The sequence below is a fragment of the Streptomyces sp. NPDC001822 genome (genome assembly GCF_042892135.1).
Classification (GTDB): Bacteria; Actinomycetota; Actinomycetes; order Streptomycetales; family Streptomycetaceae; genus Streptomyces.
Genome location: NZ_JBIATW010000006.1, coordinates 394,638 through 420,204 on the forward strand (window position 1 = coordinate 394,638; position 25,567 = coordinate 420,204).

At 70.7% G+C, this 25,567-nt stretch carries 40 protein-coding genes; all 40 read right to left on the minus strand.

Annotation, left to right across the window (positions count from 1 at the left end; all coding sequences use genetic code 11):
• Position 1: 1 nt before the first annotated feature.
• The 40 genes from ACFYY2_RS17365 to ACFYY2_RS17560 all read right to left on the minus strand — a co-directional run bounded on the left by ACFYY2_RS17365 (position 2) and on the right by ACFYY2_RS17560 (position 25,353).
• Positions 2-295 (minus strand): hypothetical protein, encoded by a 294-nt coding sequence (locus tag ACFYY2_RS17365; protein ID WP_388743231.1) that lies wholly within the window; start codon positions 293-295, stop codon positions 2-4.
• Positions 296-315: 20 nt separating this feature from the next.
• Positions 316-837 carry a hypothetical protein gene (locus ACFYY2_RS17370; protein WP_388743234.1) on the minus strand — a complete coding sequence of 174 codons (522 nt, stop codon included), beginning with the start codon at positions 835-837 and terminating at the stop codon, positions 316-318.
• Positions 837-1,316, minus strand: coding sequence for a hypothetical protein (locus ACFYY2_RS17375; RefSeq protein ID WP_388743237.1), 480 nt, complete (start codon positions 1,314-1,316; stop codon positions 837-839). Before ACFYY2_RS17375 ends, ACFYY2_RS17370 begins: the two co-directional genes overlap by 1 nt.
• A 63-nt stretch (positions 1,317-1,379) precedes the next feature.
• Positions 1,380-1,709 (minus strand): hypothetical protein, encoded by a 330-nt coding sequence (locus tag ACFYY2_RS17380; protein ID WP_388743239.1) that lies wholly within the window; start codon positions 1,707-1,709, stop codon positions 1,380-1,382.
• 13 nt (positions 1,710-1,722) lie between these two features.
• The gene (locus ACFYY2_RS17385) at positions 1,723-2,133 is read right to left on the minus strand and encodes a hypothetical protein (protein WP_388743241.1); all 411 of its coding nucleotides are present in this window, start codon (positions 2,131-2,133) and stop codon (positions 1,723-1,725) included.
• Entirely contained in the window at positions 2,127-2,531 is a 405-nt protein-coding gene (locus ACFYY2_RS17390) for a hypothetical protein (protein WP_388743243.1), read from the minus strand. Before ACFYY2_RS17390 ends, ACFYY2_RS17385 begins: the two co-directional genes overlap by 7 nt.
• Positions 2,528-2,938, minus strand: coding sequence for a DUF6093 family protein (locus ACFYY2_RS17395; protein ID WP_388743246.1), 411 nt, complete (start codon positions 2,936-2,938; stop codon positions 2,528-2,530). Before ACFYY2_RS17395 ends, ACFYY2_RS17390 begins: the two co-directional genes overlap by 4 nt.
• Positions 2,935-3,303: a hypothetical protein gene (locus ACFYY2_RS17400; protein WP_388743248.1), complete on the minus strand. Its 369-nt coding sequence runs from the start codon at positions 3,301-3,303 to the stop codon at positions 2,935-2,937. The genes ACFYY2_RS17395 and ACFYY2_RS17400 overlap by 4 nt, the downstream gene beginning before the upstream one ends.
• Positions 3,304-3,306: 3 nt before the next feature.
• Positions 3,307-3,624 carry a hypothetical protein gene (locus tag ACFYY2_RS17405; protein ID WP_388743250.1) on the minus strand — a complete coding sequence of 106 codons (318 nt, stop codon included), beginning with the start codon at positions 3,622-3,624 and terminating at the stop codon, positions 3,307-3,309.
• Positions 3,625-3,637: 13 nt separating this feature from the next.
• A complete protein-coding gene (locus tag ACFYY2_RS17410) occupies positions 3,638-4,594 on the minus strand; it encodes a DUF5309 family protein (protein WP_388743253.1) in 957 nt (318 codons plus the stop codon).
• Positions 4,595-4,640: 46 nt separating this feature from the next.
• On the minus strand, positions 4,641-5,291 hold the full coding sequence (locus ACFYY2_RS17415) for a hypothetical protein (protein WP_388743256.1): 651 nt from the start codon (positions 5,289-5,291) through the stop codon (positions 4,641-4,643).
• Positions 5,292-5,338: 47 nt separating this feature from the next.
• Positions 5,339-6,346 carry a hypothetical protein gene (locus ACFYY2_RS17420; RefSeq protein ID WP_388743258.1) on the minus strand — a complete coding sequence of 336 codons (1,008 nt, stop codon included), beginning with the start codon at positions 6,344-6,346 and terminating at the stop codon, positions 5,339-5,341.
• A gap of 3 nt (positions 6,347-6,349) precedes the next feature.
• The gene (locus ACFYY2_RS17425) at positions 6,350-7,768 is read right to left on the minus strand and encodes a phage portal protein (protein ID WP_388743261.1); all 1,419 of its coding nucleotides are present in this window, start codon (positions 7,766-7,768) and stop codon (positions 6,350-6,352) included.
• Between the two features lie 4 nt (positions 7,769-7,772).
• Positions 7,773-9,320, minus strand: a complete 1,548-nt coding sequence (locus tag ACFYY2_RS17430; protein WP_388743264.1) for a hypothetical protein — start codon at positions 9,318-9,320, stop codon at positions 7,773-7,775.
• 79 nt (positions 9,321-9,399) lie between these two features.
• A complete protein-coding gene (locus ACFYY2_RS17435) occupies positions 9,400-9,864 on the minus strand; it encodes a hypothetical protein (RefSeq protein ID WP_388743266.1) in 465 nt (154 codons plus the stop codon).
• Positions 9,865-9,949: 85 nt separating this feature from the next.
• Positions 9,950-10,519, minus strand: coding sequence for a 3'-5' exoribonuclease domain-containing protein (locus tag ACFYY2_RS17440; protein ID WP_388743268.1), 570 nt, complete (start codon positions 10,517-10,519; stop codon positions 9,950-9,952).
• A 186-nt stretch (positions 10,520-10,705) separates the two neighbouring features.
• On the minus strand, positions 10,706-10,969 hold the full coding sequence (locus tag ACFYY2_RS17445; protein WP_388743271.1) for a hypothetical protein: 264 nt from the start codon (positions 10,967-10,969) through the stop codon (positions 10,706-10,708).
• A gap of 405 nt (positions 10,970-11,374) precedes the next feature.
• Positions 11,375-11,737, minus strand: coding sequence for a hypothetical protein (locus tag ACFYY2_RS17450; RefSeq protein ID WP_388743273.1), 363 nt, complete (start codon positions 11,735-11,737; stop codon positions 11,375-11,377).
• A gap of 192 nt (positions 11,738-11,929) precedes the next feature.
• Entirely contained in the window at positions 11,930-12,133 is a 204-nt protein-coding gene (locus tag ACFYY2_RS17455; RefSeq protein ID WP_388743275.1) for a hypothetical protein, read from the minus strand.
• A 134-nt stretch (positions 12,134-12,267) separates the two neighbouring features.
• The gene (locus tag ACFYY2_RS17460; protein ID WP_388743277.1) at positions 12,268-12,507 is read right to left on the minus strand and encodes a hypothetical protein; all 240 of its coding nucleotides are present in this window, start codon (positions 12,505-12,507) and stop codon (positions 12,268-12,270) included.
• 208 nt (positions 12,508-12,715) lie between these two features.
• Positions 12,716-13,102, minus strand: a complete 387-nt coding sequence (locus ACFYY2_RS17465; RefSeq protein ID WP_388743280.1) for a hypothetical protein — start codon at positions 13,100-13,102, stop codon at positions 12,716-12,718.
• Positions 13,103-13,180: 78 nt separating this feature from the next.
• Complete coding sequence (locus ACFYY2_RS17470; RefSeq protein WP_388743282.1) at positions 13,181-13,930, minus strand: hypothetical protein; 750 nt, start codon at positions 13,928-13,930, stop codon at positions 13,181-13,183.
• A complete protein-coding gene (locus ACFYY2_RS17475; RefSeq protein WP_388743285.1) occupies positions 13,927-14,250 on the minus strand; it encodes a hypothetical protein in 324 nt (107 codons plus the stop codon). The genes ACFYY2_RS17470 and ACFYY2_RS17475 overlap by 4 nt, the downstream gene beginning before the upstream one ends.
• A 13-nt stretch (positions 14,251-14,263) precedes the next feature.
• Entirely contained in the window at positions 14,264-14,407 is a 144-nt protein-coding gene (locus tag ACFYY2_RS17480; protein WP_388743288.1) for a hypothetical protein, read from the minus strand.
• On the minus strand, positions 14,404-15,363 hold the full coding sequence (locus ACFYY2_RS17485; protein WP_388743291.1) for a DUF2637 domain-containing protein: 960 nt from the start codon (positions 15,361-15,363) through the stop codon (positions 14,404-14,406). Before ACFYY2_RS17485 ends, ACFYY2_RS17480 begins: the two co-directional genes overlap by 4 nt.
• Positions 15,360-15,656 carry a hypothetical protein gene (locus ACFYY2_RS17490; protein WP_388743293.1) on the minus strand — a complete coding sequence of 99 codons (297 nt, stop codon included), beginning with the start codon at positions 15,654-15,656 and terminating at the stop codon, positions 15,360-15,362. Before ACFYY2_RS17490 ends, ACFYY2_RS17485 begins: the two co-directional genes overlap by 4 nt.
• Entirely contained in the window at positions 15,653-15,799 is a 147-nt protein-coding gene (locus tag ACFYY2_RS17495; RefSeq protein WP_388743296.1) for a hypothetical protein, read from the minus strand. The genes ACFYY2_RS17490 and ACFYY2_RS17495 overlap by 4 nt, the downstream gene beginning before the upstream one ends.
• Before the next feature lie 144 nt (positions 15,800-15,943).
• Positions 15,944-16,168, minus strand: coding sequence for a hypothetical protein (locus ACFYY2_RS17500; protein WP_388743298.1), 225 nt, complete (start codon positions 16,166-16,168; stop codon positions 15,944-15,946).
• A 40-nt stretch (positions 16,169-16,208) separates the two neighbouring features.
• Positions 16,209-16,856, minus strand: a complete 648-nt coding sequence (locus ACFYY2_RS17505) for a hypothetical protein (protein WP_388743301.1) — start codon at positions 16,854-16,856, stop codon at positions 16,209-16,211.
• A gap of 74 nt (positions 16,857-16,930) precedes the next feature.
• Positions 16,931-17,095: a hypothetical protein gene (locus tag ACFYY2_RS17510; protein ID WP_388743304.1), complete on the minus strand. Its 165-nt coding sequence runs from the start codon at positions 17,093-17,095 to the stop codon at positions 16,931-16,933.
• The gene (locus tag ACFYY2_RS17515) at positions 17,092-17,217 is read right to left on the minus strand and encodes a hypothetical protein (RefSeq protein ID WP_388743308.1); all 126 of its coding nucleotides are present in this window, start codon (positions 17,215-17,217) and stop codon (positions 17,092-17,094) included. Before ACFYY2_RS17515 ends, ACFYY2_RS17510 begins: the two co-directional genes overlap by 4 nt.
• Positions 17,214-18,041: a hypothetical protein gene (locus ACFYY2_RS17520; RefSeq protein WP_388743310.1), complete on the minus strand. Its 828-nt coding sequence runs from the start codon at positions 18,039-18,041 to the stop codon at positions 17,214-17,216. The genes ACFYY2_RS17515 and ACFYY2_RS17520 overlap by 4 nt, the downstream gene beginning before the upstream one ends.
• A 71-nt stretch (positions 18,042-18,112) precedes the next feature.
• A complete protein-coding gene (locus ACFYY2_RS17525; protein ID WP_388743313.1) occupies positions 18,113-18,655 on the minus strand; it encodes a hypothetical protein in 543 nt (180 codons plus the stop codon).
• 86 nt (positions 18,656-18,741) lie between these two features.
• Positions 18,742-19,134, minus strand: a complete 393-nt coding sequence (locus ACFYY2_RS17530) for a hypothetical protein (protein ID WP_388743316.1) — start codon at positions 19,132-19,134, stop codon at positions 18,742-18,744.
• Positions 19,135-19,220: 86 nt separating this feature from the next.
• A complete protein-coding gene (locus tag ACFYY2_RS17535; RefSeq protein WP_388743319.1) occupies positions 19,221-19,844 on the minus strand; it encodes a hypothetical protein in 624 nt (207 codons plus the stop codon).
• Positions 19,841-21,460 (minus strand): DEAD/DEAH box helicase, encoded by a 1,620-nt coding sequence (locus tag ACFYY2_RS17540; protein ID WP_388743322.1) that lies wholly within the window; start codon positions 21,458-21,460, stop codon positions 19,841-19,843. Before ACFYY2_RS17540 ends, ACFYY2_RS17535 begins: the two co-directional genes overlap by 4 nt.
• A 362-nt stretch (positions 21,461-21,822) precedes the next feature.
• A complete protein-coding gene (locus tag ACFYY2_RS17545; RefSeq protein WP_388743324.1) occupies positions 21,823-24,465 on the minus strand; it encodes a bifunctional DNA primase/polymerase in 2,643 nt (880 codons plus the stop codon).
• Positions 24,462-24,767, minus strand: coding sequence for a hypothetical protein (locus tag ACFYY2_RS17550; protein ID WP_388743326.1), 306 nt, complete (start codon positions 24,765-24,767; stop codon positions 24,462-24,464). The genes ACFYY2_RS17545 and ACFYY2_RS17550 overlap by 4 nt, the downstream gene beginning before the upstream one ends.
• Positions 24,764-25,066, minus strand: a complete 303-nt coding sequence (locus ACFYY2_RS17555) for a helix-turn-helix transcriptional regulator (RefSeq protein ID WP_388743329.1) — start codon at positions 25,064-25,066, stop codon at positions 24,764-24,766. Before ACFYY2_RS17555 ends, ACFYY2_RS17550 begins: the two co-directional genes overlap by 4 nt.
• The gene (locus ACFYY2_RS17560) at positions 25,063-25,353 is read right to left on the minus strand and encodes a hypothetical protein (RefSeq protein ID WP_388743331.1); all 291 of its coding nucleotides are present in this window, start codon (positions 25,351-25,353) and stop codon (positions 25,063-25,065) included. Before ACFYY2_RS17560 ends, ACFYY2_RS17555 begins: the two co-directional genes overlap by 4 nt.
• Positions 25,354-25,567: the final 214 nt, after the last annotated feature.

Genomic DNA, 25,567 nt, shown 5'->3' on the forward strand with positions numbered 1-25,567 from the left:
CTCACCTCCTCTTCTTGCGGTGCTCCAGGTGGACGTGCAGCCCGTCGGCGGAACCGTTTCGGTCCTGGTGAGCGCGGACCGCCTTGGCCGAGGTCGCGCAGGAGTGGCACATGATCAGCTCGGCCGTGTACTCGAACTCGTTCTTCGGGTCGGTGGCCTCCGACCAGGACTCGCCGCAGTCCGGGCAGGTGTCCGCCTCGATCTCCTTCAGCGCCAAGGCCCACGCCCGGTCCTCCCCGGTGAACAGCGGCTCGCCAGGAGCCACCACCCGGCCGAGGAAAACCGAGCGCGGCACTCCCCAATCGCGCGCGGTCTCTACTTCTCGCCGCCAGCGGCCGCCGCCAGGAGAGCGGAGGCGGCCAACGAGAAAGGGGTAAGCCCCGAACTGTTGTGGACGTCCCACACGGTGTCGAACAGCCTCTTGATGTCGCCCTGGCTGATGACCTCGAACAGCGCCTTCACGTCGTCCTCGGACATCACCGGGTCGACCGCAGACGCGGCGATCAGCGCCCGGGGGAAGGTCACCGAGTCGAACCCCTCCTGGGGGTCCTTCGACGGGTGGGCGGCCAGCAGGCTGGAGTACGCCTCGTCGCCGATGTACCGAAATCGGAACACCGCCTCGGAGTTCTTCGCCTTCTGCCGGAGCTTCGCGATCTGCTCGCTGATCTTCCGGCCCGGGTGCTGCTCGGTCAGGTCGGCCGGCTGCCAGTCCTCCGACACCTGAAGGAGCTCAGCCTCCAGGCGCTCGATCTCCCCAGCGGTCTGCCCGTCGAGCAGGACCGTCGTCGAGCCCTCGCGCGGCTTCGCCTTGGCCAGCAGGGCCTTGATGTCCGGCATCAGGCCACCGTCGCGGCGGTCGCCGGGGTGTCGGTGACCTTCATCGGCGAGGTGAACTTCATGACCTCGTTCGCGGCCGGGGAGTTGTTCGCGGGCTCACCGCAGGTGATCGGGTAGACCTCGGCCTTCTGGCCGATCGTCCACGCCGTGGCGAAGTCGACACCACGGCGCACCGCGAGGAACCCGCCGACGCCGTACTTCAGGGTGGTGTAGGGGGCGTCGTCCGTCGGGTTGTCGCCCCGCTTGAAGGTCAGTTCGACGTCGAAGCCGACCCGGCCGACGGTCTTCGTGTCGAACTTGCTGGCCAGCGACGACGTGTCCACGTCCGCCGTGGTCGGGTCCAGCTTCAGCCCGTCCGGGGTGATCCTCTTGGTGTAGTCCGCGCCGGCGTTCAGCTCGGCCACGGTCGGGGCGTTGATGTTCGCGCAGGTGGCCATCCACACCACGCGGGTCTTGCCGTCAGAGATCAGGTCAGCCATTGGCCCTCCAGGGCATGAAGAAAGCCCCGGCCGACGGCGCGGGGCGTGCGGGGTGGGTGGGGGTCAGATGCGGAGCGAGGCGACCGTGACCGTGGTCGCGGAGGAGTAGCCGACGGCGCACAGGCCATCGGCCGCGTTCTGGAGGAGGTCGGCGGGGAGCGGGCCGATCATCCGCTCACCGGACGCCGGAACGCTGACGGTCACGTTCGCGGCGGCCTGGCCGCGCACGGTCGCGGTGGACGTCAGGGTCACCGTGATGGGGCTGGCCGCGCCGTTCTTCACGTGGAGGAAGTTACGGTCGCCGACCTCGCACTTGTCGCCGCCGCCAGCGGCAGCGGAGTAGGTCGGGTTCAGGCCGCCAAGGGCGACGGTCTGGGTGGCGAGGGTCGCCATGAGGGGTCTCCGATCAGGAGGGGATGGACTGGATGAGATAGAGGACCGGGACGTAGAACAGGGGCGGGGTGACGTCGTCGTCGCGCTGGACCGGCGGGCCGCCCTGGTCCTCCGGCTGCCACGCCCGCCGTCCAGCGACCGTCAGCGGCCCGTCGAGCGCCTGGCGGACCTTGTCGGCCACCCACAGGGCCCGCTCGACGGTCGCCCCGACGCAGGTGACCTGCACCAGGTGCCGGAAGTCGGTGCGCTCCCCGGCCAGGGACGCCCTGGAGGCTTTCCCTGGGTCGGGGTAGAGCACCGCGAACTTGTCCGGCGGGGACCAGCCCGTCGAGGTAGGGGTGCCCCCGATATAGACGGTCAGCGGCACCGCTTTCAGGGCCGCCTCGACGGCATCGACGTGCGGCAGGACAGTCGGTGTCACCACCAGGTCAGCCCCCTTTGCATGATCAGCGCCATCTGCGCCTCGAACGCCGGTACCTCGTCCCACAGGGCCCGGTGCCCGTCGTAGTGGGGTGGGTTGTTGACCGACCCGTACTCGAGGATGTTGCCGAGGGCGCCCTGTTTCTTGCCCTTGTCCGGGCCGATGACCGCCAGGAGCTGGTCCGGGCCGAACGTCAGCAGGTCGTACCCGATGGTGCGCGGGTAGGCCGGTGCGTGCTGGGGTGCGGACTGGCGGGCGTTCTGCTGCCAGCCGCGCTTGATGTTCAGCGCGCCGTGCACCATGACGGCCCGGGTGTCACGCCTCGCCTGCGGGATACCGCGGATGAGGTGGCGCTGCAGACGCCGCACGTCGCGCATGTCGAACGGGTTGCGGCCGGTCATGACCGGTCCTCGGTGCTGATCCGCCAGGCGGTGGCCTGACCGGAGAACTGCGAGGAGGCCACCCACAGGACCAGATCGCCCATGCGCGGGTCCTGGGAGGCCAGGACCTTCACCCGGGCGCCGGCCAGCAGCCGTGTCCCGGCGGGCAACGCGGTCGCCCAGGGCAGGGCGACCTCCACCTCACGCAGGACGACTTCCCGCTCACCGGCCTGCTTCTCCTCCCCGGAGGCCTGCGAGACCGGTTTCACCCGGGCCCGCCCCTCGTACAGGACCGTCACCGGGCCCGGCACCGTGGTGCCCGACTCCCGGTCGAAGACGTCCTCGCCCTGGGTGTAGAGGCGCACCGTGTCGAGCATGCGGGCCTCCGCCGCAGCCCGGCCCCGGGCGAGCGCGTCCGCGACACTCACGACGTCACCGCCGGGGCCCCGGGGACGATGGAGAACGCGCCGCCCCCGCTGTGCGCGGGCCGCAGCTCCTCCACCTCGGCCTGGGTGAGGTAGATCTCCCCGGTCGAGCGGGAGGAGTCGATCGTGTACGAGTAGTCGTCGATCGACTCCTGCCTCTTCCCGTCCGGGTTGCGCAGGACCCGCAGCACCATGGCGCAGCAGACCTTCGTGGAGATCGCTGTGGGCGTGGTGGCGTACCGCGGGAACCGGTCGAGGATGACGGCGGTGGCGTCGTCGAGGAAGACGGCGGCCTGGCGTTCCTCAGCAGCCGTCAGGTCACGGCCGAGCCGGTCCGCCAGGTCCTCCAAGGTGGCCAGGGCCGCCATCGGTCACTCCTTCGGGTCGGCGTCCGCGTACTGCTCCGCCAGCTGGTCGCGGGTCAGTGCGGACGCCTCTTCCTCGGTGGCCCCGGCCTTGACTGCCCAGGCCACCCAGTCGTCCTTCGATGCCCGCTTCGACGGGGCCCTGTCGCCGGCGGGTTCGCCGCCCCCGGTCTCGGTGATGCCCTCGGAGTCGGGCAGGGACCGCAGCCGCTTGGCCACGGCCGCATCCGACGTCTCGAAGCGTCCGTCCTCGAAGCGTGCCCATACCCCGTCGTCGTCCTGGAGGGTGAGCGCCGGATAGGTGCTGCTGGTGAATGTCGCCATGGTGGCGGTCTCCTTAGCTGAGGTCCTTGATGACGCCGTGGTAGGTCTCGGGGCCGTACTCCAGGCCGACCTCGCCGTACAGCTGCCACTTCTCGGCCGCGCCGGTCTTGGCGAGCTGCTCGGCGAACAGCAGGCCCTTGCCGGGGATCTCCAGCCACACCGGGGCGCAGACGGAGAGGTCGACGACAGCGACCTGCCCGGTCGGCATCCACCGGTCGAGCATCACGCCGAACGTCCCGAAGTCCGTGACGAGCGTGTCGACGGCGACGCCACCGATGTTGCGGGTCATGGTCGGCTGGTTGAGGCTGCCCGTCCCATACAGGTTGGACAGGGCGACCTTCTGCGCCGGGCCGACCATGAACACCGTGCTTTCCTGCGGGAGCTTCGCGCCGGCGGCGAACATCGCGGCCAGCTGCGCGTCGACGATCGCCTTCGAGATGGCGCGTGGGGTGCCGCCGTTCGCGTTGACGTTCGTCGTGATCGCGGTCAGCAGGCCACGGGTCTTGCGGGCGGTCGCGTTGTTCGCGGGCTTCGCGTAGGTGCCGGTCAGGAACGACATCTCCACGTCGACCGCCATCGATTCGAGCTCGGTGGTGATCTGCATGGTCAGCTCGTCGTTGACCGGGTTGTCGTCCGCCCCGATGTTGATCCCGGAGTACATGCCGGTGGCGGCCTGCCGGGTGTAGGACACCTCGATGGCGGAGTGGTGGATCTCGACCACATTGGAGACGTTCGACCGGGACCGGGCGACCGCCGTCGGGGCGTTGGCACCCTCGACGACCGCGTTACCGGCGGTCGACGTGCGGCGGTCCACGGTCTGCCACTCGAACTCGACCGACTTGGTCCGCTTCCCGCCGGACAGGCCACCGATCGCGGCCAGGAACGGCGTCTCGGTCGGGGTGACCGTGTAGAGCTGGCCGTGGTAGTTCGGCAGGTTGAAGGTCGTGCCCTGCCCGGAAACTGCACCCATGGGGTTGTCCTCTCAAAGGGGTGAGGGCCCGGCCTGGTGGCCTGCCCTACTTGGTCTTCGTGATCTCGCGCAGCTGCTGTGTCTTGAGCGCCATCACGAGCTTGGTGTTCCCGGCCTTCTCCGCTTCGGCAATCTGTCCGTCGAGGGTCGGAGTCCCGCCGGGGCGGGCGCCCTGCGCCGGGTCCGGGGCGGGAACGCGCGGAGCTGCGGGGCCGGCCGCCCAGTGCGGCTTGCGCTCCAGCAGCCCGTTCAGGGCCGCCGTGATGGCGTCGCTGTCGACGGCCCCGTCCTCGGTGAGGAACGAGCCGCTGGCAAGGGCGTCCACGGCGTCCTGCGGGTCCTGAAACCGGCCTGCCGCGAGTGCCTGCACCGACGCGGACACCGCCAGCCTCGTGGCCTGCTCGGCGCGCGTCTCCGCCGCTTTCAGCGCGTCCGCCTGCCGTTCGGCCTCGGTCTTGTCCCGGTCCTCGTACTCCCGCAGCCGGGTGGCCTGCTCGGCGCGCTCCTTCTCCGCCGTCTTTGCGCGGGCCTTCCACTCGGCCAGCGCCTTCTCACCGGCGGGGCCCAGGGGGACGTCCGCGGGCGGTTCCCCGGCCGGGGCCGGAGGGTTGGCGGGGGGAGCCGGGTTCGGTTCGGCCGGCGGCGGGTTGCCCGCGGACGGGTCCGTGGTCGGTTCGGTCGGTGTGGGTGTGCTCATCAGTGCTCCCGTTGCAGGAGGTTGCGACCGTCGGCGTTGCGCCGGGGTCAGGTCAGGTAGCCGTAGCGCCGCAGCAGGCGGACCGCGTCCTCACGGCTCGTGGCGGTACGGAAGATCTCTTCGGGCATCAGGCGGGCGGACCGGAGCCGGAAGGCCCGGTCGACGTCCGCCGTGATCTCGCCGGCGTCCAGCGCGCGGCGCCGCTCCACATGCCAGTACCGGCTGCCGCGCCGGGTGCCCGTGCGTGTCGCGGTGCCTGCGGCGTTCATGCCCCGCCGGGCGTTCACGACCTGGCCCATGTCGGCGCCCTCGCGAATGGCCCGGGCACCGGCGTCCCCGAACACGCGTCTCTGCTCGGCGGCCGAGAGGCTGTTGAAGTACGCCCGCGGGTCCAGGAAGCCCTGGTCGGGGGCGAGGCGGCCCCGGGTCTGGTTCCGGGCGATGAGCGTGGTCGGCAGGTGAATGCAGTCGCACTTCGGGTGCCGCTGGAAACCGGTGTTCCACCCGAACTCTTTGCCGGCCAGGATCACGCACCGAGAGCAGGCCGGGGGTTGCACGACCCGGACGTAGCCCTGGATCGTGCGCCGCCCGGCCATGCCGGAGGCGACCGCGCCACGGCCGGCGTCCGCGACCTGCGTGCTCGTAATCCGCAGCGCGGACGCCAGGGACCCGCGGGCCGCGTCCTGCATCGACTGCCCGGCCAGCAGCCGGACCTTCCAGTCGATGATCGGCTGGTAGAGCAGGGACAGCAGCGGGCGTCCGTCCGACGCGATCCCGGCGAACGACGCCGCCCGCACCGCCCCGGCCGCCGCAACATCGGCGCCCTCGGCCGCCTGCACTGCGTCGAGGTAGGCATCGGCCAGGGCCGCCGCCGCGACCTGCTGCGCGGTGAGGGCCTGCTCCAGGGCGGGGGCCAGGGCCGCCCAGGAGCCGGTCAGGTCGCCCCGGTCGAGTTGCTGCCACAGGGCCTGTACCTGGGTGGTGGCCCGCCGGACGATCCGCTGCTGTGCCCGGTACTGGGCGGTGGCGACGGCCCGCACGTCCTGGGAGACCATCGCCTACTCCGCGGCCAGGAGCTCGGCCGGCTCCGGGTCCGGCTTGGGCCCGTATCCGGCAGCCAGGTCACCGCCCATGGCCCGGTCAAGGGCGTCCTGGTCCATCTGCCGCATGCGCTGCCGCTGCACCGCGGTGTACCCGAGGTCCTCGCGGGCCTGCTCGACCGGCAGGATGCCCGTCTGAACCAGCTTCGTGACCGCGTCAGCCTTCTGCGCGTAGGTCGGCGTCGCCGGGTCCCGCCACAAGGTCTCCAGCGACCGCGCGCGCGGGTCCCAGCGCCCGTCCCGAATTCGCAGGACCAGCCGGTTCATCTGCTCGTAGGAACCGCCGAGCGGGCGGTGGCGCCGCTCGGCACGCTTGATGATCCGCGTCTCAGCCGACCGGATCGCGTCCGCCGACGGAGGGTTGTTCGTGTCCAGGCCCATGTAGTTCGGCGGCATGCCGGCCAGCGACGCCACAAGCCTCGCCAGGAGCTCGATCGTGGCGTGGAAGTTGCTGAGCTGGGCTTCGGGGAACTGGATGACGTCAGCGCCGTCACCGTCGGGGCCGGTCTTGCGGTTCTTCACCGTGGCCCAGATGCGGCCAGCCAGACGGGACCATGCGGAGACCGGGTTGCCGTCCGCGTCGGTGAAGTCGGACTCGTCGAACCCGAACGCCACCCGGCGTGGCATGGCGTGGTACTCCGAGCTGACCATCATGTCCGTGGCCTCTTTGCATGCCGCGTCGGACAGCGGGATCACGTCCGCCAGCTCGCTGATGCCGCCTGGCTGCATCAGCCGTGGTCGGTTCACCAGCGCGACGACGGGCGGCACTTCGAGACCGTGCTCGTCGCGGCTGACCTCCTGCCATCCGTTCGCGGTGGTCTGCTCGTACCAGTGGGTCACCCCGGGCACGTACAGGGCCGCGTACCGGTCGGTGATCGCGTCGGTGATCGGGTCCTGCTCGTGCCAGCGCTTCAGCGCCGCACGGACCGCACGGGTCTGCGGGTCCCAGTCCACCTGCATCTGCAAGGGCGATTCCACCGTCACCAGCGGCGTCGCCGGGTCCTTCGCGTTCGTCCCCACGACCATGAACGACCGGCGCATGACCAGCGAGTCCACCGTGGCCTGCTGGCTGGCCTCGTCCATCCCGTTGGCCTGCCAGATCTTCCACAGGTCGTCGGCTGATTCCTCGTCGTCCGCGTAGCGGAAGCCCTCGACATCGAGCCGCTCTTCGAGTGCATCGACGACCAGCCGCGGCCAGTTGATGACGACCTGGCGCAGCTGCTCGCCGAGTTCCTCCAGGAGCTCCGGGTGGAGGTACGCGAGCGGCTGCTGACCCTCGTAGTACCGGTTCAGCTCCTCCAGGCCAGGCTTCTGCGCCTCATGCACCCTGGCCAGGTGCGCCACCCACTCCAGCGGCGTGCGGTCCGATGCCTTCACCTTGTCACCTCCGCCCCATCACGATCATTCGCCCGGACTTCCGGGGCTTGGCCTGTCCTGCTGCGATGGCGTCTGACGCGGCCTCGTGACAGAGGACAGAGCAGACGGTCAGGTCGATCTTCTGGAGCACGCTGGCTTTCCTGAGCACGTACCGGTTCGACGGCCGCGCGGCCTTGCGGGCGTTGCGCACGTGCGTGGACGTCGTCTCGCACCCGTCGTGCCGGAAGGTCGTCTCGGCTTTCAGTACGTCGGTCAGCAGCGACTCGCACGCCGCGTGCATCTGGACCACCCGCGTGGTGTGCCACTCCGTCACCCGCTTCTCCCCGAAAGCCGCCTGCCACGCCGCCACCTCCGATGTCCAGTACGGCGGGTCGCAGTACGCGCGCGCCACGTCGAACCGCTCGAACAGCTCGCGGAACGCGGCGTCGACTTCTAGGCGGGGAACCTGGCCCTCCCAGTCCGCCGGGTTCCACACCGTCGGCAGCCGGTCCGGCCCGTACCGCGGGGTGAACTGGTAGCCGTCCAGCGTCTCCGCCCGTATCCCGGTCCAGTCGTCCACGTCGGACCCGTCGAATCCGAGGACGATGCGCGTCCCGTCCGGGACCTCCTGGACCGCAGCGCGAGCGTCCCACCGGTCCTGCTGGATCCAGGCACCCATACCGGCGACGATCCGGTTGCCGTAGAAGCGCTCGGCCTCGGCCGGCTCCTTCTCCAGCAGCTCGGCCGCCTCGCCCTCGATGGCGTCCAGGTCGATGTGGTGACTGCCCTCGTAGACGTGAGCGTGGATTCGCCGCCGCTCGGCCTTGTTCGTGTAGGAGAGGCCCCGGGGCGGCAACCGGTGGTAGCGGTAGATGTCCTTCGAGCTGGACTCGGCGGTCTTCTGCGCCACCGAGTTCTCCGACGGGTCCCACCCGTTCGTGGTCTCCATCGACCGTCCGGACATGCCGGCCAGGCCGCGGCGTTGCGTGGTCGCGACCTTCGTCATCTTGTTCGTCTCGGTCCAGATCCCGGTCTCGTCCTGCACGACGAAGGTCACCGGGTTACCCAGGCGGGACTGGGCGGACGAGGTGACGACATCGATCCGGCCGTCGTTCGGCAGCCGGATGAACTGCTCGCCTACTCGCATCAGCTCGGACAACGGGCCGTTGCGGATCATCGCCTGCAGCGGCCGGTAGACGTTGTCCGTCTGGTCCTCGGACGTCGCCGTGATCTGAAGCAGCGGAGTCGTCCACGGGCGCCCCAAGGGCTCGCCAGGCTCGTACTCGTATGCCCAGCCGCAGCCGCAGCCGTGCGTGCGGCACTCGTACCGCTCGCCGCCCGCAGCCCAGCCGCCGAAAAGGACAGGCCCGACGGCTTCGGCCGCCACGATCCCGGCCGTCCACGGGCCCTTGCCGGACTTCTGCGGGGCGACGACCTGGGCGCGCCGGTAGTGGAACGCGGTCGACAGCTGGCCCACCGTGGCGGTCGGCCGAACCCGGTAGAAGCTGGCCGTGGCCCGGAGCTGCCAGTCGTACATCTCGAACGGCTGCGGCTCGGTGACCAGACCGCCCACCGACTGGAGTCGGCAGTGTGCGGCAATCCAGTCAGGGACGACGAACAGGGTTGGGAAATCGAGCGGCCACGCGCCGTCGTCAGCCGCTACCACCAGGCACCGCCCTCAGCCTGGCGCGCGCCGAGTTCGGGGCAGGCTGCACCGGACCGGCCGGCCGCTCCTCGGCCTCCTCGGCACGGTCGATCCGCCACCGGTTCGCCCGCATCCCCGGCGTCGTCAGCCCGAGCGAGTCGGACATCTGCCGGACCAGGGTGCCGACCGTGACCGGGGCGTCCGGAGACTCAGCCTCGGCCAGGCGCCGGACGTACAGGGCCACCTCGATGTCCTGCCCGTACCGCTCCCACATCAGCGCCTGCGGCATCAGCCACAGGCGCTCCCAGAGCACATCCTCGCGGGCCGTCTGATCCGTCAGGGGCCAGGTGGGCGTTGCGCCCTGGCGGCCCTCGGCGGGCAGGATCGACCATTCGCCGGCGTCTCGTTCCCGGCGCAGCGCGTCAGGATCGGGGGCCGGGCCGGAGCGTGCGCGTGCACCACCCTTTGCCATGTTGATCACTCCAACTGGCCGCGTTGCGCGGCGTCAGAGACAGCCGCATTGCGCAGCCGTCAGAAGGTCAGGGCAGCCCCAGCGGCTATGAAGCTCCCCGCCAACCCTGCTGCGCCAGCCAGCGGCGCACGGTCTGGTTGTGGCGGGCGTCGGCGAGCGCGTTGTGTTCCCCGGACTCCTGCTTGGGCAGGTCGTTCCAGCCGATGCCGAGGCGTCGGGCTTCCTGCTGGATGTCATGGGTGAACATCGGGACGCCCTCAGGGAGGTCGATCATCCGGCCCCAGAGCTGCGCGAGGGCTACGTGATCGTAGGCGCCGTAGTTCGCCCACAGTTCGATGTCTGGCCCGGCGGCCTGGATGAATTCACGGACCTCGTTCGCGATTACCCACTTCGGCTTCACCCGGGTGTCCGTCATGTCGAGCGAGCCATCACTCTGCTGAAGCGCGTTGATCTGCGGCGCGGGCTTGTACCCGCGCAGCGGCAGATGGGGCCACACGTTGGCCTTCAACCACTGGTGGTTGAGGATGTGGTCGACCGGCATGTCGGAGCTGACTGCGTAGTACTCGCGGCCGTCGTCGCACACCATGCCGATGGAGATCAGCTCGATGGTCTTGCCGTTCTCCAGGAACTCCAAGTCGTAGTCGATGGCGGGCACGCGCGGCTCCTCTCTGGCCATCACATTGCGTGACGACGAAGCATGATCGACACCCGCCGGACCATGATCACCGGAGGCTCTGAACCCGGCAGACCTGCCAGCCACCTCCCCGGCGGTCCTCGGGATGATCTTGATTGGGGTCCCTCCCCGGGGGTGATCATGGGCCGGGATCACCGTGTGTGACGATCACCCGTCGTCGTCGGGCTGCCGGATCGAGTCGGTCTCCAGGGTCTCGGCGATCCGGAGCATGCCGGCGCGCTCGATCCAGCCGAGGCCGTCGGAGTGGGCGAGGCTGAGCCTGGTGCCGCCGTCTGCGTCCAGGACCTTCAGCAGCACCAGGGCGCCGGCCACGAGGTCGTCGGGGCCGACGGTCGCTTTGATGCCGAGGGCGTCGATGAGGTCACCGATCGGGCGTGTTGGCGTGCCCGCGTTCTCGTCCCATCCGGTCACTGGTTCCACCCTCCCGGCTGGTGTCGTGCTGTCTCACTGCTGTGGCATGGAGGGCAGAGGCCGCGCCCGTGCTTCGGGTCGTCGGGGTCAAGGCCCTGGCTCGCGAGCTCGCGCCGGCTGAGTGGCCAGTGGTCTGCGTGCACGGACGGCTGACCGCATGGTCCGTCGTGTCCGTGCCCTTGCTCGGTGCACACGCACTGCGGGTCGCGGGCGAGGACTGCCGGCCGGAACCGGGTCTCGTGTCGCCTGCTGTATCCGCGCTGCCGTGCGCTGCCGCGGCGCTGTTCGGCTTCCCGCCTGTGCTCGGCACAGCGGCCGCCTTGGTCGGTGTACTCGGGGCACCCGGGGGTGGAGCAGACGCGCCAACGCTGGGGCTTGGCCACGACGTCACCCCCGAGGTTGTGATCAGTGGCTGTAGGTGGTGTCCATGAGGTAGATGGATGCGCCGATCTCTGTGGTCTTCGCGGTGGCGATGGGCTGGCACGCGGTGGCCATGTCCTGCTCGAACCGGTCGACGTCGGTATCGGCGGGCAGTGTGGTCAGCCCGTCAGCCTTGCGAGCGCCGACGAGCATGTCGGCGGCGAGGGCCCAACGCTGGTGGTGGTCCATGGCGGTGAGGTAGTCGCCGCAGGTGGTGCTGCTGTACGGCGTGGGCCACGTCTGCGCGTACTTCCCAGCCGGAGCTGCCGCGCGGTCGCCGGTCGTGCTGCAGCCAGTGGCGGCGAGCAGGAGGCCGGCCGCGAGGAAGGCGGCTGTGGTAGTGCGCATGGTCCCCCCAGGGTGGTGCGTGATGAGGGGGTCATCATCGGACAGCGGAGGCGCAGATGTCTGGCGTTCAGGCCATGACGGGCTCCTCGGGGTACGACGAAGGCCCCGTCCGTTGGGGCGGGGCCTGGTGTTCCTGGCGGTGTGTGGGCACGCCGGACCTGGGGTCAGTGTTACAGGCGGTTAGAGCACTGGTCAAGCTGCGTTGGCGCGCGTCGCGCCGGCCTTCTGCTCGACGAGTCGCACGGCTGCGTCCAGGTCGATGAGGACGCGGCCCTCGGAGTCGTAGCCGTGGTGGTCGAGATGGCCGCGGTGAACCCAGACGCGAAGGGTGGCCGGGCGGGCTCCGGTACGGACGGCGGCGGCGTACAGGTCGACGAGGAGCGGCTGGGTGTGCATGTGATCAGTGTGCCCGCGCGGGCACATGGGTGAGCCCCGCTCCGTGATCGGGGCGGGGCTCGGGTCCGAGTAGCGCAGCAGCCATGGAGCGCGAATAGGACTGGTTCCAGGCTACGGACGGGGTCTGACAGCGGTCACAGGTCGAAGCGCTCGGCGCCGTCCGGCCCGGTCTCCAGGCGGGTGAGGCTCTGCTGGCCGTCGTGGGCCCAGACCCAGCAGGTGCGCGGCCCGGTGTAGTAGGAGTGCTCGGCTCGGTTTCGCTGGACGAGCTCGGCCGCCAGCTCGGCGAGGGATGGGGGCGGGTCGACGCTGATCACGCCGGAGCTCATGCGCCGGCCGTTGTCGGCGCTCTGGATCAGGTAGGCGAACTTCATGGTGCTTGTCCTTTCAGTGGGTGTGGGCGGGGTAGTGGCCACCGCACTGGGCGCAGTACGGAAGGGGCTGCTGCTCGAACCCGAGGGCGGTGGCGAGGCGGGCGAGGAGTGTCATGATCGTGGTCCTGTCTCGTGTGTGCGGGATTGGGGCCCGGGGCGGCCGGTCGCCTGGCAGTGATGCGGCCGCCCATGGGGCTGGGCTGTCGGGTCAGGTGGCCTTGCGGCGGGTGGGGAGCCAAAGGCGCCGCTTCGGCTCCGGCCCGGTCTGCGGTTCGGGCGCGGTGGGCTCGGATGCGGGGGGCTTGGGCAGAGCGCGGCAAGTCTCAGCGTGCTTCTGCGCCCAGGTACGGGCGGCACGGTCGCCCTTGTCCTGGTTCTGGAACTCAGTGCGGCCGGGGCGGCGGTGATTCGGAAAGCTGTCGGCCCAGGTCTGGACTGTGGCTGCCCTGCACCCGGTGCAGGTAGCGAAGGTCGCCTTCTTCTTGCCGTCCTGCGTTTCGTCCCGGTGAGCGAGATCGACGGTGGAACCGACGAGGGTGAGGTAGCGGGCGATGACGCCCTCGGGCCAGGCGGTGGTCTTGGTCTGCGTGGTCATGTCGTCCTCCTGGGTGGTGTGGTCCGGGCTGTCCGGCTCCCCTCACCGCCCTTCTCCCGCGGGCGGATCGGGCAGCCGTCAGGCCGCAGCAGGGGCCTCTTCGGACCGCTCTTCGACGGGTGACTGGCCGCTCTCGGGCTGCTCTTCGGGGGTAGAGCGGGTGGTCTCACCTGCGTCTTCATCCGTGGAGAGGGGGCGCTCTTCCCGAGAGGGGAGGGGAGTGGCCAGGTCGGCCAGACGGACCCCCGAGCGGCCCTTGGCGTCGCCGATGGTGAAGGCCCGGGTGATGGGGATGTCGAGGGTGATGAGGGCCTCCCTCAGGGCGGCCTCGTCGTGCTTCTCCATGCCGGGCAGGGCGCGCATCAGGGGGTAGAGCTCGTAGAGGTGGATGCCGGGGCGGTCGCCGATGGCCCGGGTGAGCCATTCGACGATGGCGCCGCGGGGGCTGGCGGGGCCGGCGGCCAAGGGGGGCTGGGTCGTCTGGCGGGGCGGGGCGACCATGTAGGCGGCGACCACCCAGCCGAGGGCGGCCGCGGCGGTGGCGTAGGTGGTGTAGTCGGTGGAGGCGACGACGTAGGCGCCGCCGAGGAGCATCCCAACCCGCTTGAGGGGGGCCCGCTTGTCGAGCTCGGGTTCCGGGGCGGGCTTCGGCTTCCCGTTCTCCGGCTTGGCCTTGCCGTCCTTGGGCTTGTCGCCCTCCTTGGCCGGGGTCTCCTCGACGGGGGCCTCCCGGTACTTCGGGGAGGCGACCCAGGTGGTGATGCGGTCGTACAGGATGGCGGAGCCGTCGCCGAGGGGCTGGATGAGGGGTTGCAGGGGGAGCTTCATCGGCCGGTCCCGACGCTGGTGACGCTGTTGCCGACCTGGTCGCCGATGTCCTGCACGCTGCCGAAGATGTCGGCGATGATTCCGCCGGCGGATCCGGCGAGGAGGATGCAGGCGATGGCGGTGATGATGATCGCCTTGCGCTCGGCCTCCTTGTAGACGTTGTTCTTCCACTTCACGACGATGACCGTGCACATGATCAGGCCGATGAGGAGTGCGCCGAGGGCGCCGCCGTTGACGTCGAGGGCGGGGGCCTGCTGAGGGGCGGCGGCCATGGTGTGGCGGGCGGCGGTGTCGATGGCTGCGGTGAGGTTGGTACGCATCAGGGGTGGCCCTTCAGTAGCCGAGGAGCTTGGCGATGGTGGTGGCGGACGCGGCGTAGATCGCCCAGATGGCGAGCCGGTCACTGCGGAGGAGGGCGGCGGGGACGCGCACGAGGATGTAGGCGATCAGTCCCCAGCCGAAGGCGTAGTCGATCATGACCGCTTCCCGTCGACGACTTCGCGGCGGAGGTCAGTGGCGTCGCGGCGCGAGAGGTTGTACTCCTCGCGCAGCCGCTCGATGGTCACCGGCTTGCCGGTCTCCCTGACCACCTCACGGTTGAGGGCCCGGGCTTGTTTCCGCAGCTCGGACGGGGTGATGGTGACCGGGACGGTGACCACCTGACGGGGCTCAGCGGCGGCCAGGTTGCTGGTCAGCGCGGCGGGCTGGCGGTGGTCGTCGCCGGAACGGAGGGACGCCCAGTCGAGCGGCTTCCATCCGTTCTCGATCGCGAGGCGGGTGACCGCCTGCCCGGCCGTCTCGGGGACGCGGTCGATGGTCACTTCGGTGGTCGCCTCGGTGGCAACGAGCGGAAGGAAGCGGGCGCCTGCCGGTACCGCCTCGGGTACCGGCCGCGGGGCCGCCGGGAGGTCCGGGACGGCGGCCACCTCGATGGTCACCTGGGTGGCAACGAGCGGCAGCAGCCTGGCCCCGGCGGGCACCACGACCGGTACCGGGCGGGCGACCACTGCGGTGAGCGGTTCCACAGGCACTCCCTCGACGGACGCGAGGGCTTCGTGGACCTGCCGCATGAGGGCGCCGAAGGCCAGCAGTGCGGCAACGGGCGGGACCGCGGCAACGATGTACTCCATGCGCTCCGCCCCGTCGCCGACGCCAGCGACGTTCAGAGCGATGGAGCCGAGTGACCCGGTGGCGGCGAGGGTGATGGCCCAGCCGTCGATGCGGTGCTGGAGTGCGGCCCGGAGCATGAGGAGCTCCCCGGCGATGATGAACAGGTCGACGGTGGCCGGCCAGACCCAGGCGCGAGTGCTGTCCAGGCCGTTGCCGTCGGCGACGTCGTGGAGGTGCTCGTAGGACAGCCAGAACGCGGCGGCGGTCAGGAGCACGGTGACGACCGTGGCCCCGACAGCCAGGCTGCGGGCGGGGGTGCTCACACCGTCCTCGCAGCCTGGAGGACGCGGAGCGCGTAGGCGTCGGCGGTCTCCTGGTCGTGGATGGACGGGAGGGCGCGGGCGGCCCGTTCGCTGGCGTCCGTGGCGACGGTAACGGGGATGCCGTCGGTGCGGACGTAGGCGACGGTCGACAGCATGGAGTTGAGGGTGTCGAGGGTCAGCGGCTCGAACGGGTCCTCGGCCTGAAGCGCCGCCGCGAGGTCCGCCAGGATCTGCTGGGCGAGGGACGGGGTGGCGAGCAGCTGCTGGAGCTCGAAGTCGAAGTCGATGCTCATCGGGCACCGCCGGTGGGGCGGATGCTGCCGGTGACGCCTGCCTCGGTGACGCGCACGGTGGTGGTGCGGCCGGCGTGGCGGCGGATGATGCCGACGGCGATCGGGCGCCGGTCGGGCGGGGTGCTGCTGGGCGCAGCGGGCATGCGAAGATGCCGAAGGTCCATGACGAGGTCCTATCTCGTTCGTGGGCAAGTGCCGGAGCGTGTCTGCGCTCCGGGGCGTTGGGGCCGGGTGACGCGGCCGCCCTGGGTGTTCCACCACCCGGGAGCTGTCGCCCGGCCCCTCTTCTATGTGGTTGTGCGGCCCTGCGGCCGATACTTCTTGATCGCGTTGCTCGTCGCCGTATAGCTCTTGCCGACTTCCTTCGCGACCGCATAGACGGTGCCGAGCTCGTCGAGTCCTTCGACAAGTGCGGCGCCGCGCCGTTCGGCGGCTTCCAGCATCTGGGTCTGGAGCTGTTCCACCAGCTCGTCCTCCCGTCTGAACCTGGCCCGCCAGGGGTCCGTGTTCATGGCGCTGACGCTATCACAGGGGGGTGTGATAGTCGAGTGCCTACGCCGCATTCCTAGCCCGCGTGTCCTTGTCGATGAGCACCTTGAGCTCCACCCACGTGGCCGGCGGATACGAGGTGCCGCACCAGGAGCACGTCACCACCTGCTCACCCGGGAGCAGCCGCAGCACCGCGCCGCAGACACCACCGTCGTCGAACTGCGCCGGGCAGGTACCCACCCGCGTGCCACGTACCTCGTCGACGGCCGGGCTGACGATCGACGACGCCGACCGGGTCAGGGCCCGGATCTCTTCGGCGAACGTGCCGGCCTGCGGCCACGACACGGCGATCCACGGCATGTTGACGATCAGCCCGGCGACCGCGGCCTTCAGCCGTCCCTCGACGGATCCGGCCGGGGTCGGCTGACGCATGCCGCGCTCCAGGCGCACGGCGGACAGCCAGTCCTCAACGACGCCGACCATGCCGCCGGGGCCACGCAGGTCGAGGATCTCCGCACGAACGGGGAGCGGTGCGGGGCCGCCCTTCCCCGCCCTGCCCTGGCTGACGGCCATGGACGGGGCGAGGAAGGACAGCAGCCCCTCGTACAGGCTGGGCAGGCAGTCCAGCCGCGCGACGGTGTCCTTGGTGCAGCCGGGGCAGAGGTAGCCGCCCATGGCGTCGTGCTGGGTGCAGAGCTGGCAGAGGTCCACGGTGGCTCCTGGTGCGATGGGACTGGATGAGGCGGGGGTGGCCGCCCGGCTGTGGCGGGCCGGGCGGCCACCGGTCAGGCGGTGCGGGTCGGGTAGCTGTGCCGGATGATCTGCTGTTCCAGTTCGTCGAGCCGCGCGTGGACGGCCTCGATCCCGTGGTGCAGTTGGTCGAGTTCGGCGGGCAGGGCAACGCCGCGGCGGGCGCGGTCGACGAGGTGGAGCAGCTGCTCGCGGGTCATCGGCGGGGTCCCTTCCTGGTGGTCTGGCGGCGCTCGTCCCAGCGGGCGAGGATCCAGAAGGCGGTGAGGGCGGTGGCGGCGATGGCCCACCACAGGGCGGTCCGGGCCAGGTAGTCGGTCACTTCCCCTCCTCGGCCAGCTCGGCCCGGAGCGCGGCCAGTTCGGTGTCGGCTACGGCCATGACGGCGTCGATCATGTGCTGCCCGTTGTCGAGGACCCAGCCGTCGGCCTCGCGGATCGCTGCCGCGTATCGGGCGCGACGGTCGGCGGCGGGCGTCTCGGTCTCCGGCTGCCGGACGGGGCTGACCTGGAAGTCGAGCCGCCATCCGAGGTATCGGCATGCCGCCTGGATGGTGGACACCGGGTGGTCGGCAATGTGGGTGGCGAGAGCGTGCGCGGCCGGGTGGTCCGGTTCCACCGGGTCTGCCTCGGTCTCCGGCTGCCTGGTGGTGGTGCCGAGGACCTGCCGGGCCACCGCGAGGGCGTCCCGCGTGTCCTCCAGCTCGGCGGCCAGCTGCTCGGCGCGGGCCTCGGCCTGCTGACGGAACTGGTGCGGGGTCGGGCACTCGCGGCGCTGCACCGTGACGGTGTAGCCCTGGCCGGTCGCCCCGTCGGTCATCTCCATCTCGACGTAGTTCGAGGCGCCGTTGCCGTCGAGGACGCCGCGCATGCCGGCGGCGAAGATGCGGACCATCTCGGTGGCCTCGGCGAGTTCGAGGGTGGCGACGCCGTCCCGGAAGGTGAGGGCGCGCATCATCGTGCCGTCAACGAGGATCTCGGCGGCGAGTTCACCGAGGGAGTCGAGGGCGATGTCCGCGGCGAGGGTGAGGTTCGGCTTCCTGCCGGGGCGCCGCCACGCGGGCCACGTCTCGGTCAGCCGGGCCTCGATAAGGTCGCGGGCCCGGGTGCGGCGCTCCTCGCGCTGCTCGTCGGTGAGGTCGGTCATGGTGGTCCCTTCACGGGTGGTGTGGGTGGCCCGGGGCGGCAGGCGTGACACCCCGGGCCAGCGGGGTGGGGTCAGGCGGTGGGCGGGGCGATCAGGACGTCACGGCCACACACCTGCTCGTCCGGTACTCCCCAGGTGCAGAACCCGCCGTCGGGCAGGTCCTCGGACGTGAGCGGGGTCAACCCCATCCAGCCGTCCCCGTGCTGTCGGCACAGAAGGACGCTGGGGCGGTCGGTGTTCCGGTACGCCACGATCCGGTCCGCGCCGGTGCCGGCGGGCTGGGTGTCGATGTTGGTGGCACGGCTGTCGATGTCGTGGATCCACGCTGCGCAGACGGCGGCAACCTGGATCAGCTCGGCGCGGAGCTTGGCCGGGTCGACTTCTGCCAGGGCCTCGGTGAACTCCTCGTAGAGCACTGCCGCCCACGACAGGGCGTCTTCGTCTGCGGCGTGTTGGCAGGCCGCGCGGGCGTGGTCTGCCCAGTCGGCGTTGGCGAGGCTGGTGCCGTCACGGTGGTGCTGCTCGCCGAACTTCCGAAGCTGCCGGCCGCGCTCGGCGTCGATCTCCTCGGCGAACTGCTTGACGCCGGGGTTGGAGAAGAGGGTGGGGTACATGGGGTGCTCCTGGTGTGTGTGGTGGGATGATGCTGGGCGGTGGGGCGGCCCGGTTCGAGCGGGCCGCCCGTTCTGCTGCGTGCTGGTCAGCGGGAAATCCACTCGCCCCAGCGGCAGCCCAGGCACAACCACGCCGGGCCGGACCGGCCGTGGTCGGCATGCTCGGCCTGGTACTCGATAGCGCTGCCACACTCGGGGCAGCATTCGGGCCGGTCGGCAGGCTCGTCCGCATCCGGCTCCGGGGTGTCCTCGGGCTCGGGCTCGGGGTCGTTCACCGTGTAGTCCCGGGCCCGCTGGTAGCCAGCCGCGAGGTACTTGGCGATCAGCTCGTCGACATCTCGCTGGCCGCGGTCGCCGTCCTCGCCGTCGCCGCCCTCCACACGCACGGTGTAGCCATCGGTCCACAGGTCGATATCGACGGTGCTGCCATCGGGGTGGGTGAGGTGCCAGGTGCGCTGAATGTGAATGTGGTCGTCCATCAGGAGACTCCTTGGGCTGGTCGGTGTGTGGTGGGATGCTGGGCGGTGGCCGGACCCGATACCCGCGGGTCCGGCCGTTCTGCGTGTCACGGGGTGGTGGCGATCCGGGCGCGGCCGGCGTCGGTGATCTCGATGGCCGTGCTGAGGTGGGCGCCGTGGATGATCCGCACGTAGCCGGCCCTCTCCATGGCGTAGATCAGGAGTTCGGTGGTGCCGTGCCCGTTGCGGGAGCCGAGGGCCCACAGGCCGCGGCGGGCGCCGCTGTGCGGGCGAACGGGCTGCGGCAGAGCGGCGATGGCGCGCAGGGCGCGGAGCGCTGCCGGCGACTCCGGGTTCGGGGGCTGCTTCTCGCGCTTCGGCTTGGCCGCGGCGTCGAGTTCGGTGAGCAGCTGGCGGCCGGCTTCGGTCACGCGAACCGGGTCGTTCTCGCCGTCCCAGCCGGTCAGCAGGTTTGCGTCGAACAGCGGGTAGAAGCTGGCCCGGTTGTACGCAGCGCTGCTGCTTCCCCAGTGGTACCGACCGCGGGACAGGTAGGAGACGTTGACCCCGTCCCCCTTGTCGGCGCGAGCGAGGGCGCGGAGCAGCTTCTCGGAGGCGGGGCTGAGGGACGGTTCGGTCACGGTGTGCTCCTTCAGGTCGAGTTGTCCGGGGATGACTTGGGGTGGCGGGGTGTCGAGGAGAGCGCGGGTGCGGTCCAGGGCGAGAGTCACGCGGCCGCCGGTACGGCGGTGGCCAGGCGGGCAAGCACCGCAGTCACGCGGTGGACGGCCTGGAGGTCACCGACTTCACCGGTCGTCGCTCCTCGAGGAACCTCGATCCCGCGGCTGCGGCAGTACCCGAGCTGGCGGGCCGTCGCGGGCCGGGCCCGCCACGTGGCGTGCTTCGCGACGAACGCGGCAGGGGCCAGGGCGCGGCCAGCGCGCTCTGCCCACTGCATGGCGTCGGCCAGCGGCAGGGCGGGGTCGGGGTTCGGGGGGCGGACTCCCTCGCTGGCGTCCCAGCGCCGGACCCGGAACGTCTTGCCGCCCGGGTCCCGCACCAGGAAGAGGAACAGCTCCTGCCGCAGCGGGATGAACCACGTCCCGGCCTCGGTGCGGAGCCACGTGGTGGTCGACTGGCCGAAGAGGCTGAACTCCTCCATGTGCAGCTGCTGGACGACCAGGCGCCGGGCTTCCTCGGCCTTGTGCTCCTCGGCGACCTCGCGCAGCGGCCTGTCCTCCGGCACGTCGCCGATCTCCTGGTCGGTCAGGTCGACGATGCTCGCCAGCTTGTGACGGGTCGAGGCGCCCATGACGTCGAGGACCAGGGCGTCGCGCTTGCCCTCGTGAAGCCGCAGGCCCCGGCCGACCATCTGGCAGTAGAGACCGGGCGACTTGGTCGGCCGCGCGATGACGACGCAGGACGTCCACGGGGCGTCGAAGCCCTCCGTGAGCACCATGCAGTTGGTGAGCACCTGCACGGCACCGCTCTTGTACCGGGCCAGCTCCTGGGCGCGCTGCTCGCGCGGCATGTCGCCCCAGATCGCGGCTGCCGAGACTCCGGCGTCGGTGAACGCGGCGGCCATCGACTGGGCGGTGGCCACCGTCGGGGTGAAGACGACGCCGGGCCGGTCGGCAGCGTGCTGGGTGTACGCGGCCGCGATGGTGGCGGCGGCGCCGGAGTCGTCGAGGGCCTGGCCGAGCTGTCCGTCTTGGAGGTCCCCGCCCCGGGTCTTCACGGAGTCGAGGTCGAGGCCGGCCACGGTGACGCGCTTGCCGCGGACGTCGCACAGGTAGCCGTCGCTGATCATGTCGAGGATGTCGAGGGTGTAGACGACGTCCTGCCAGACCTCGGCCAGGCCACCGTCGGTGCGCGTCATCGTCGCGGTGAACCCGGCGACCGGGACACCACGCCAGGCGCCGAAGTGCGCGAGGACGGTGCGGTAGGTAGCGGCGGCGGCGTGGTGGCACTCGTCGACGATGACCATGCCGATGTCCTGGATGGCCTCGCGTCGGCGCTTCACGGCCAGGGTCTGCACCGAGGCGACGACGACGTCGACGAAGCGGTGGTGGTTGCGCTCGGCCTTGACGATGCCGACCTTCAGGTCCGGGCAGACGGCGCGGATCTTCGCGGCGGCCTGCTCGATGAGCTCCTCCCGGTGGGCGATGACCAACGCCCGCTTGCGGCCGAGCTGTCCGCGCATCTGGGCGATCAGGTTCGCGAACACCACGGTCTTGCCCGCGCCGGTCGGCAGGACGATCGCGAGGCGGTTGTTCGGGCCAGCCCATCCGGCGGTGAGGGCCTGGATAGCGGCGGTCTGGTACGGGCGCGGGGTGAAAGCGTTCACTCGGGTCACCTCGTGAGTGCAGGGGCTTTGCAGGGACTGCAGGGAGCCGCAGGGAGTGGTGCAGGGACCTGCGGAGCGCTGGCGTGGCGCTCTGGCCTGTGGTTTTGCAGGGACGCAGGGACTTGCAGGGAGAAACTCATAGGTCTGTGCAGTGAGGGAGCTGGAAAATTTCGCATCACATGCAGAGGCATGTGTGTCGTGCGATGTGTGTGTGATGCGCGCGGTGTAAGGGAGGTGGGCCCGTGCCCCTGCAACTCCCTGCCTCCCGGCAGGCGTGCAGGCCAGGGGCCGTGCAGGGAGCCGGTCAGCTCCCTGCACGGGTCCCTGCTGGGTCCCTGCGGTCCCTGCATCGCGCGGGGTCGTCACTGCCCGGCCCCGGCGCGCTCGTGCGCCTCGACGCGCCAGCGGTTCGAGCAGCGGTGCGAGTCCCACACGCGGATGATCCGGAGGTCGCCGAAGAACCGGCCGTCCCTGGCCTTGAGCCAGCCGCCCAGCACGTTCGCGCTGGGCAGTTCGCCCGTCTTCGGGTGGCGTGGCGCGTGCTCGGCCAGAGTGCTGCCCGCGGCTCCGGCCGTGATGATCTCGTCGCCGAACCGCTCACGCCAGGCGATGAGGAAGGCGGCCCACTCGGCGGTCTCGCTGTCCTGTCGCATGGCGTCGGCCCGGTCGGTCAGCCAGCCGGGGACGCCGAGGAAGTCGAGGAGGCCGGCCAGCATGCTGGCCCACTCGGAGTAGTCGCCCATGCGGGTGCGGACCGTGGGTGCCCCGGCGGCCACCCATGCCCGGACCATGGTCACCAGAGCGGCCACGATCGTGGACGCGTTCTTCCGGAGCCAGGGCCGGAGGTCGCCGACCTTGAACCCGTCGCGCTGGTCGGGGTCGGGGACGTTCGGGTTGAGGCGTACCCAGAGGGCGCGCCGCCCGTTGTCCCCGCCGGTCTGCAGCCCGTTCCCGGTGAGGATCCACAGCCGGTCGTTGGGCATGCTGACGGCCGAGCTGGCCCCGAGGACCCGGTCGCCCCATGTCTCGGTGGTCAGTAGCGCGGACAGCACCGGCGACTTGATCGTGTACCCGTTGGGCAGGTTGTCGAGGACGATGACCGGCTGGCCCGTGGTGTACAGCTGCGTCGTGATGCTCTTCCGCAGCTCGGTGTCGTTCTCCGGCCACGGCGTGTCCGAGCTGCCGTAGGCGTACTTGAAGATGTCCTTCAGCAGGGTCTTCCCGGACCCGGCCGAGGTGGACGACACGATGACCATCGGGGTGGGCCCGTGGAAGTACGGGCGCAGGATCGGGGTCAGCAGCGCGCCGAGGAAGTGCGCCCGGTGGGCGGGCTTCTCCCACGGGAAGTCGGCCAGCATCTGGTGCAGCACGATGTCCTTGGCCCTGGCGAGCGAGTCCGCAGTGACCTCGGACCGCAGGCGCCGGAGCGCGACGCGAGGGTGGAGGTACAGGCCCGTTGCCGCGTCGTACCCGGGCGCCTGGAGCAGGGAGCCATCGGCCCGGACCACGGGCGAGGTGACGATGCCCCGAAGCGGGGGGAGCGGCCAGTCCTTCCGCCCGAGGATGGTGCCGCACGTCTTGGGCATGAGGAGCTCTCGCTCCTCCTTCTCGATCTCCGTCTTCGGGTCAACGCGCACGGTGTAGCTGCTCAGCTGGTCCGCAAGGTAGGCGCGCAGGTTGTCCGTGCCCAAGGTCTTCACCTCGGGGGAGCCGCTGTCGTCCTGGTGGACCCAGCACGGACCGCCGGAGCGCTTATAGAGGTCGGGCAGCTGCCCAGTCCGCATGAGGTCGAGCACTCCGTCGATGGCGTCCGCCTCGATGGTGATGTCGAGAGTCGGGCGGGCCGCCGGAACGACCTGGAGGTCCGGCGGGGTATGGCCGTGCTCGGGAGCGGTGTCGGGGTCGAGTGCTGCGGACCCATCGCTGAATGGGCCGCCCGGCGCCGGGGCCGGAGCCAGCCGACGCCGGGCAGGTTCGGAGCCGAAGCCTCGGCGGCGGAGCTCGGCCGCCGCGGCCTTGTGGTTGCCACCGTGCTCCAGCAGCGCGTAGGCGCCGAACTTGCTGTACGGCACCTCCGGCAGGAAGTCGCTGCTGGTGGTGAAGACGAACAGGCGGTCCGCGTCACCACGGCCGGTAGTGGCTTTCACCCCGCCCTGGCCGTCGGCCCACGCCCAGTACGTGGCGCCGCCGCGCGTGGTGACCGGCTTGAAGATCCCCGCGAGGATCTCGGACCAGTCGGCGCGGGCCTCGAAGTCGTCGCCGGGCCGCATCCCTCCGTCGGGGAGCGGCTGCGGGCGGGGCGCGGTCTTCGGCGCCTCGGGGACCGGCAGGGCGTCGACCATCCGGCACACCTCGTGGATGGCGTCCAGGACGTCACCGGCGATGGTGGGGATGGTGTCGGGCCCGCCCTCGATGCGCAGGTAGGGGCGGCCGGTGGCGTGCACCGTGCCGGAGCTCGGCTCGACCAGGCCGTACCCGCCTTCGCCGCGCGTCTCGATCTGGACGCGGACGATGCGGGCGCCCGGCTTCTCGGCGAGGCGTTGCTTCTCCTCCGGGGTGTACTCCTCCGGACGGGCCAACCGACTGGCGAGCTTGGTGTTCCCGCGCACCGGAGCGCCGTCGGGGCGGACACGGAAGTGCCGGCCGCCGGACGGGGACTCGCTTGCCCACCCGGTGAGGATGGCCTGCCATGCCTCGCCGAGCCCGGAGGCAGCCATGATCTCGGTGACGTCATCGAGGAGACCTTCCTCGACGGCGGAGCCCTCGAACTCGATCATCTCGACGCCGCCGGACACGGCGCCGTAGACGACCGCGATGCCTGCCGTGCTGCCCTCGGGGAGCCAGGCGTCGTGCTCAACCGGGGTGGAGCGGGTCACCTTGTACGGGGTCCAGGAGCGGACGGCCGGGGCCTTGGTGCCGTCGGCCTTGATGGGGAGCACGCACAGCCCGGCGTCGTGCAGCTCGCGGGCGGCGGCCCGCATGTCGGGGGTCTGCGCATCGATCACTGGTCGGTCTCCTGGCGTGCGGGGCAGACAGCTCGGTGGGCTTCGGGGGCGGTGGCGTTGAAGGCCGCGACGGCCGCCGCGCCGGTGACGACCTCGCTGCGGTAGTCGCAGGGGACGCACTCGTAGCGGGCGCGGGGCGGGCGGTGCGTCTCTTCGGGGCCGCGGTCGTTGCCGAAGTCGACGAAGAGGGCGGCGACTACGTGCCGTCGGGCCGGGGCCCGGCGGCCGGGGGAGGTGCCCCCGGCCGCCGAGGTGGCGCTGTACGCCTGCGGGCTGTCAGTGCCCTCTCGTACAGTGGTCATCGAGCGCTTCCGATCTGCTTCGCGGCTGTATCTGTGGTGCGTTCGCTCGATGCCGTCAGGGCTGGACCCCTGGCGGCATCGCTGTTTTCCAGGCCGAGGAAGGCGAGGATGTCGACCCGGCGAATACGGATCGCGCGGCCGAGCGGGACGACCGGCAGGGGGAACTCGTCCTGCCGGATGAGCTGGTAGCCGAGGTCCCGGCCGATGCCGAGAGCGGCGAATGCCTGCCCGGCTGTGGCCATGGCGGGGAGCGCACGGACCTCTGCTTCGGTCAGCGCTGCTGTGGTCTTGGCGCTCATACCGACACCGCCTCGGGTGCGGTGGCGTCGATGAAGACGCGGCCCGCTCGCTCGCAGGGGACGAAGAGGATCATCAGGTCGACGCCGATCGCGGTGGCGATCCGCTGCGCCTTCTCCCGGGGGAGGAAGCGCTGTTCGCCGGATACCAGCGCGCCGACCGTTCCGTGGGGGAGCTCAGCGACCTTGGCCAGGTCGCGCGTTGTGAGCTTCGCGCCGGTGCCGGTCCGTTTCATCAGGCGGGCCAGGAGGGCGCGGTCGTAGATGCGGCACATGGGTGCCTCGCTCATGTTCACCTCGCTGAGTGGATCGTTCAGTTTTCTGAACGCAGCGAGCATTGCATGATCTGAACGTGGTGTCCAGATAGATGAAGGCGGGGCGCGTCGCGCGCCGACTGCGCCTTGAAAGCGCCCTAGCGAATCTGCTTCATTACCTGAACACTCTGTTCAGGTCGCGCAATGTTGCACGCCTGCGACATGGTGAGATGAACCAGCCCGCACGTGA

Coding starts and splice junctions, on each gene's coding strand:
- ACFYY2_RS17370 (WP_388743234.1), bottom strand. CDS start 837: ATGCCGGACATCAAGGCCCTGCTGGCCAAGGCGAAGCCGCGCGAGGGC.
- ACFYY2_RS17555 (WP_388743329.1), bottom strand. CDS start 25,066: ATGAGCGCCAAGACCACAGCAGCGCTGACCGAAGCAGAGGTCCGTGCG.
- ACFYY2_RS17500 (WP_388743298.1), bottom strand. CDS start 16,168: ATGAACACGGACCCCTGGCGGGCCAGGTTCAGACGGGAGGACGAGCTG.
- ACFYY2_RS17475 (WP_388743285.1), bottom strand. CDS start 14,250: ATGCGTACCAACCTCACCGCAGCCATCGACACCGCCGCCCGCCACACC.
- ACFYY2_RS17470 (WP_388743282.1), bottom strand. CDS start 13,930: ATGAAGCTCCCCCTGCAACCCCTCATCCAGCCCCTCGGCGACGGCTCC.
- ACFYY2_RS17375 (WP_388743237.1), bottom strand. CDS start 1,316: ATGGCTGACCTGATCTCTGACGGCAAGACCCGCGTGGTGTGGATGGCC.
- ACFYY2_RS17415 (WP_388743256.1), bottom strand. CDS start 5,291: ATGAGCACACCCACACCGACCGAACCGACCACGGACCCGTCCGCGGGC.
- ACFYY2_RS17510 (WP_388743304.1), bottom strand. CDS start 17,095: ATGACCCGCGAGCAGCTGCTCCACCTCGTCGACCGCGCCCGCCGCGGC.
- ACFYY2_RS17525 (WP_388743313.1), bottom strand. CDS start 18,655: ATGTACCCCACCCTCTTCTCCAACCCCGGCGTCAAGCAGTTCGCCGAG.
- ACFYY2_RS17550 (WP_388743326.1), bottom strand. CDS start 24,767: ATGACCACTGTACGAGAGGGCACTGACAGCCCGCAGGCGTACAGCGCC.
- ACFYY2_RS17410 (WP_388743253.1), bottom strand. CDS start 4,594: ATGGGTGCAGTTTCCGGGCAGGGCACGACCTTCAACCTGCCGAACTAC.
- ACFYY2_RS17390 (WP_388743243.1), bottom strand. CDS start 2,531: ATGACCGGCCGCAACCCGTTCGACATGCGCGACGTGCGGCGTCTGCAG.
- ACFYY2_RS17420 (WP_388743258.1), bottom strand. CDS start 6,346: ATGGTCTCCCAGGACGTGCGGGCCGTCGCCACCGCCCAGTACCGGGCA.
- ACFYY2_RS17435 (WP_388743266.1), bottom strand. CDS start 9,864: ATGGCAAAGGGTGGTGCACGCGCACGCTCCGGCCCGGCCCCCGATCCT.
- ACFYY2_RS17495 (WP_388743296.1), bottom strand. CDS start 15,799: ATGCCCGCTGCGCCCAGCAGCACCCCGCCCGACCGGCGCCCGATCGCC.
- ACFYY2_RS17405 (WP_388743250.1), bottom strand. CDS start 3,624: ATGGCGACATTCACCAGCAGCACCTATCCGGCGCTCACCCTCCAGGAC.
- ACFYY2_RS17560 (WP_388743331.1), bottom strand. CDS start 25,353: ATGAGCGAGGCACCCATGTGCCGCATCTACGACCGCGCCCTCCTGGCC.
- ACFYY2_RS17480 (WP_388743288.1), bottom strand. CDS start 14,407: ATGATCGACTACGCCTTCGGCTGGGGACTGATCGCCTACATCCTCGTG.
- ACFYY2_RS17465 (WP_388743280.1), bottom strand. CDS start 13,102: ATGACCACGCAGACCAAGACCACCGCCTGGCCCGAGGGCGTCATCGCC.
- ACFYY2_RS17460 (WP_388743277.1), bottom strand. CDS start 12,507: ATGAAGTTCGCCTACCTGATCCAGAGCGCCGACAACGGCCGGCGCATG.
- ACFYY2_RS17520 (WP_388743310.1), bottom strand. CDS start 18,041: ATGACCGACCTCACCGACGAGCAGCGCGAGGAGCGCCGCACCCGGGCC.
- ACFYY2_RS17380 (WP_388743239.1), bottom strand. CDS start 1,709: ATGGCGACCCTCGCCACCCAGACCGTCGCCCTTGGCGGCCTGAACCCG.
- ACFYY2_RS17400 (WP_388743248.1), bottom strand. CDS start 3,303: ATGGCGGCCCTGGCCACCTTGGAGGACCTGGCGGACCGGCTCGGCCGT.
- ACFYY2_RS17490 (WP_388743293.1), bottom strand. CDS start 15,656: ATGAGCATCGACTTCGACTTCGAGCTCCAGCAGCTGCTCGCCACCCCG.
- ACFYY2_RS17455 (WP_388743275.1), bottom strand. CDS start 12,133: ATGCACACCCAGCCGCTCCTCGTCGACCTGTACGCCGCCGCCGTCCGT.
- ACFYY2_RS17450 (WP_388743273.1), bottom strand. CDS start 11,737: ATGCGCACTACCACAGCCGCCTTCCTCGCGGCCGGCCTCCTGCTCGCC.
- ACFYY2_RS17530 (WP_388743316.1), bottom strand. CDS start 19,134: ATGGACGACCACATTCACATTCAGCGCACCTGGCACCTCACCCACCCC.